Raw genomic sequence first — 4569 nt, 5'->3', positions numbered from 1 at the left:
TGCCGCAGAGCCGTCAGCCGAAGCCGGCCGCCGCGCCGCGCTCGCGTCGCGCCGCGCGAGGCGCGGTGGACGACGAGTTCGCCGACATCGAGGAGATCCTGCGCCGACGCGGGATCTGACCGCGAGCCGACCGACAACGCGAAGCCGGGCGCGGAGCCGGCGGCAGAACCGACGGAGAGCCACGCCCGGAAGCCGCAGTCGGAAGCCGCCCGGAAGCCGGTTGGAGAGCCGCCCGGGAAGTCGCGTGTTGCCCGCGTCCGGGAACCGAAGTCGGGGAATCCCGATTTGCGGATTTCCGGGCGTTGCGTAATACACGCGCAGTACTCGTCGAGCCACTCGCAGGGATGAATACGAACACATTCCGTTTGAGCGGAAAATGTGTTCGACTGCGCGCTTTCTTTCCACCCTGTCCACTTCATGTACGTATTCGGATCGAGCGGTCGCGGGGCGTGTCGGCGCGTGTCCGATTCACCCGCTCGCGCACGTGTGCAGCGCCATCGGAGCGACCGGGCGTCACCCGCGGTGGGAGCCGACCGGGGCGGCGGCGACACCGCCCGAACAACCCTGGACGGGCTCGGGCCGCGCGGGGTCGGGGAGGGCCCGTCGGCGCTCTCGGACACACGAAAACGCTCCACCGTTGTCCCACCGTGTGGACGGTGGCTGCGGTGGAGCGCTGACGTGCGAACCGGCGCCGTGGGCAGGGGCGTGCCCGCGGGATCCGGGGCGCTCAGTTCTCGGCGAGAATCTGCGAGAGTTCCCGGTCGAGGTCGAAGAAGCGGTGCTCGTTGCCGGGGGTAACGGCAGCGTTCGTCCGCTTCAGGAACGACTCCAAGGCCCGTGCGGGCGCTTCGAGCAGGGCTTCACCCTCGGGCGAACTGAGGGCGATGCACACGATGCTTTGTCCGTGGCTCCGTGACGGCCACACACGAACGTCGCCGGTGCCGGAGGGCTGTCGCAGCCCATCCGCGAGAAGGTCGCGGGCGAAGACCCAATCGACGGTCTCATCGGCACCCGTGTGGAAGGTCGCATGCACGGCGTACGGGTCCGAAGAGTCGTATCGCAGCCCTGCGGGGACTGGCAACGAAGACTCGCTCGAGACGACGAGGCGCAGGTGCAGCTCACAGCTGACCGTGGTGTTCATAAGCGCCATGGCCTTTCGCTCAGTGTGCGCTCGGGGATTCGCACGTCGGCGTTCGCAACATCCCACCTGCGGACCTCTTGTAAACGTCTCTGCCCGATATACGGGCGTCTGGGTACTCCTTAAGAGCGATGTGGAGGTGTAACGTTCGCCCGCATGATTTCCGGTGGGAACAGACGTTCAGTTCACACTCGGATCGGGCTCGCGTCGAACCGCCTGGCCTACACCGATCGTCTGCCCCCTTGTAGCGTTGTCAAGCGCAAGCAAAATCAGTCACGTCAAGCCATGCCGTTGTCGGCCCGGCCGAAGGCAGACGGAGGTGTTTCCGGTGAACGACGGCCGGCACGAGGAGAGAGGGAGACAAGCGATGGACACGGGGGTCACCACGAACGGCGCGAGCAGCACACGGGAGGCCGACAGCGACCCGGCCGACCCGACGACGAAGGCCGCGAAGGAGCCGAAGCCGTTCGGCTCGCGTGCCCCGGCCTTCATCAAGCGCTCGAAGCCACTGCACATGACCTGGCAGATCGGCGTCGCCGTGATCGGCTTCGCGATCATCGTCGCCGGCATCATCATGCTCCCGCTCCCGGGGCCGGGCTGGGCCGTCATCTTCCTGGGCCTGGCCGTCCTGGGCACCGAGTTCGTCTGGGCCCAACGCACCCTCCTGTGGACCAAGGACAAGGTCACCAAGGCCGCCAACCGCGCCTTGGACCCCAAGACCCGCCGCCGCAACATGATCATGCTCGTCATCGGCCTGATCCTGATCGGCGCCGCAGTGGCCCTGTACCTCGTGAAGTACGGCATGGCCCTGCCCTTCTGACCGGTCCCGGGCACAGCCGCCCCCGCACATGCGGTAACGTTCTCTCTGCGCCCGGGCGATTAGCTCAGCGGGAGAGCGCTTCGTTCACACCGAAGAGGTCACTGGTTCGATCCCAGTATCGCCCACCCAGGTCACAGCCCCGGATCATGAAAATGATCCGGGGCTTTGTCGTGCTGCCAGCAGCAAAGTACCGCAGTGGGTACCCCGAAAAGCTCTCCGCGAAGCTCAGTCGAGCCAGTCGCCGAGCCTGCGCAGAGCATCGCGGGTCTGCTTGTCCGGCGCCTTGGCGTAGACCTCCATCGTCACCGCGATCTTCGTGTGCCGAAGAATCTGCATCACCACGCGCGGGTGCACGTCCAGCGCCACGAGCAGCGTGCCGCACGTGTCCCGCGTGTTGTGCACGGTGATGCGCCGCACCTTGGCCTTCTCGCACCGAGCGTCGAAGCTGCGGTTGAAGTTCCTCGGCTCGTACGGCGTGCCGTGCCGGGTCGAGAAGACGAAGTCCCGGTCCTCCCAGACCTCACCCGCCGCAGCACGGTCCGCCTCCTGCTGCTTGCGTCGCACGCGCAGAGCCGCCGCACAGATGTCCGGTAGCGGGAGCGGCACTTCGGACGCTTCGGTCTTGGCCGTGTCGGTGTGGAGAAGCTGTCGCCCGACGCGCTGGAGCTGCCGTTGCACGTCGAGTTCTCTGCCCTCCAAGTCGACCACGTCCCACGTCAGGCCCAGCACCTCGCCCTTCCGCATCCCCAACACGAGGATGAGCACGTAGGCGGCGAACAGCGGGTCGTCGTCGTCACGGGCCGACTCCAGGAATTGCTTCGCTTCGTCGGCCGTCCAGGGCTTTGCCTTGCGCTTGCTGCGCTTGGCGTTGCTCACCCGCGCGAGCGCGGCCACGTTCTTGGTCAACACCTCCTCACGCACCGCGTTGCCGAGCGCCGACCGAAGCACGTCCCGGATGTCTCGGATCGACCTGACGGACAGGGTCTGTTCGCAGCACTGGGCCTTGCCGAGCGCGCAACACCGCCGCTTCTCCGGCGGACGCGCGGCGTCCTTGCCCTGCTCGCAGCACTGACACAAGTCCGCGAGCCGGTTCACCCACGTTTGCACGTCCCGCACGGTGAGCTTGTCTCGTGACTTGGCGCCGAGATGCGGGGCGATGTGGATGCGGACGTGGGACTCGTATGTAGCGGCTGCCGTCGGCCGCAGGTACGGCTCTACGACCTCCTTGAGCCAGTAGGCGAGGTACTGGCCCACGGTCGGGGACTTCGTCGCCACGGGCCCGGCTTTGGCCGCGGCGTGCAGCGCGAGCCACTTGTCGTGGGTCTCCTCCCGGTCCTTGCCGTAGGCGTACTTGCGGTCGCGGGAGCCGTCCGGCTTGGTCACCCAGACGTAGGCCGCGTAACCGTTGCGGTAGGGGTAGATGGACCCTTCACCGTTGTGGCGCTGCCGCTTCGCGGTCACCAGCCGGCCCCTTCGACCTCGGCCACGCGGGACGCCACGTACTCGTCCACCCAGCGCCCGATGATCTTGCGGTTGCGCCCGTCCTTGATGGACTTGAGGCGACCGGTGGCGATCAGGTTCTTGGTCTTGGACTTGCCGAAGCCGAGCATGAGGGCGACTTCGTCAACGCTGTACCACTTGGGTTCGATCACGGTTCGAACGGAAGACACGGTTCCTCCGAGACGAGAGAGCGAGGAAGGAGGCGCACCGGGGCGGGGAGACTTCGAGGTCTCCCGCCTCACCCCTGGAAGTCCGCTACATCCGCTACATCCGCTACAGCGCAGGTCAGAGCGCTGTTTTCTGTAGCGGATGCGCTTGATGTAGCGGCTACATCCGCTACATCCGCCCGGTTGGGCTGTAGTGCGTAGCGGATGTGTAGCGGACATGTAGCGGATGATTTGGGGTCATCCGCTACATGGTTTCCGCTGGTCAGACGTGGTTTTGAAGATCATGTAGCGGATGTAGCGGACTTTTCGGGGGGTGGGGGGCAGTAGCGCGTCCACGCGTCGTGCAGGTCGGTCGCGTAGTAGCCCTTGACCACCAGGCCGGCGTTGGTCCGGATGTTGCGTGCGTTGATCGGGGTGTTGTCGGCGGTGACGTATTCGCGCAGCCATTTCGCCAAGCTGCGCGAGTCCAGGGGCCTGCCGTTCATGTCGCCCCACGGCGCGTCGTCCTTCGCGGTGAGGGTCGCGAGGATCGCGACGGTGGGCACACGGTCGGCGCCGTTGAACACGTGGTCGCGCAGGTCGGTCAGCAGTCGGATTCCGAGGGAGCCCTTGTCGTTGGCCTTGGACGCTTCGACCAGTTCGACGCATGCGTTGCGGGCGCGTTCGGGCCAGTGACCGCCGGCGGCGTCGGCGACCGCGAGCAAGGGTTCCCACACGTCCGCGGGACGGTCGGTGACCCCTTCCGGTAGTTCGGGCCACGCCCCGGAGAGCTGTTCGCGGACGGCGTTCGCCCACTCGGCGAGGCGGTCGCGCAAGGCGTTGCCCTCGGGTGTGTGGATACGTGCGCGGAACGGGGTGACGTGTTCGTTCGGGGCACGTCGACGCATGCGGACGATGACGGACCGGGTCAGGATCGTGTCCGGCAGGGAGCCGAGTCCGGCGAC

The 4569-nt window shown here is 66.7% G+C and carries 5 protein-coding genes and 1 tRNA gene; 2 read left to right on the top strand and 4 right to left on the bottom strand.

The genetic code is table 11. The features are described from left to right. Nucleotides 1-727: 727 nt before the first annotated feature. Nucleotides 728-1141, bottom strand: a complete 414-nt coding sequence (locus tag GT354_RS12045) for an SsgA family sporulation/cell division regulator (RefSeq protein WP_161356292.1) — start codon at nt 1139-1141, stop codon at nt 728-730. A gap of 364 nt (nt 1142-1505) precedes the next feature. Here GT354_RS12045 and GT354_RS12040 point away from each other — a divergent pair, with 364 nt between their 5' ends. Both GT354_RS12040 and GT354_RS12035 read left to right on the top strand, forming a co-directional pair. Next, nucleotides 1506-1958: a TIGR02611 family protein gene (locus GT354_RS12040; RefSeq protein WP_161356291.1), complete on the top strand. Its 453-nt coding sequence runs from the start codon at nt 1506-1508 to the stop codon at nt 1956-1958. Nucleotides 1959-2011: 53 nt separating this feature from the next. Continuing rightward, nucleotides 2012-2083, top strand: a tRNA-Val gene (locus tag GT354_RS12035). A gap of 100 nt (nt 2084-2183) precedes the next feature. Here GT354_RS12035 and GT354_RS12030 read toward each other — a convergent pair. From GT354_RS12030 to GT354_RS12020, 3 genes are all read right to left on the bottom strand, one after another. After that, nucleotides 2184-3419, bottom strand: coding sequence for a tyrosine-type recombinase/integrase (locus GT354_RS12030; protein ID WP_161356290.1), 1236 nt, complete (start codon nt 3417-3419; stop codon nt 2184-2186). Beyond that, nucleotides 3416-3610: a helix-turn-helix domain-containing protein gene (locus GT354_RS53825; RefSeq protein ID WP_346011992.1), complete on the bottom strand. Its 195-nt coding sequence runs from the start codon at nt 3608-3610 to the stop codon at nt 3416-3418. Before GT354_RS53825 ends, GT354_RS12030 begins: the two co-directional genes overlap by 4 nt. A 296-nt stretch (nt 3611-3906) precedes the next feature. After that, on the bottom strand, nt 3907-4569 hold a 663-nt coding region (locus GT354_RS12020), incomplete at its 5' end, for a DUF3631 domain-containing protein (protein WP_161356288.1).

It is taken from the genome of Streptomyces sp. SID3343, assembly GCF_009865215.1.
GTDB lineage: Bacteria > Actinomycetota > Actinomycetes > Streptomycetales > Streptomycetaceae > Embleya.
The sequence above is the reverse complement of the archived record's forward strand: the minus strand, read 5'-3'. Positions and strand labels throughout refer to the sequence as shown.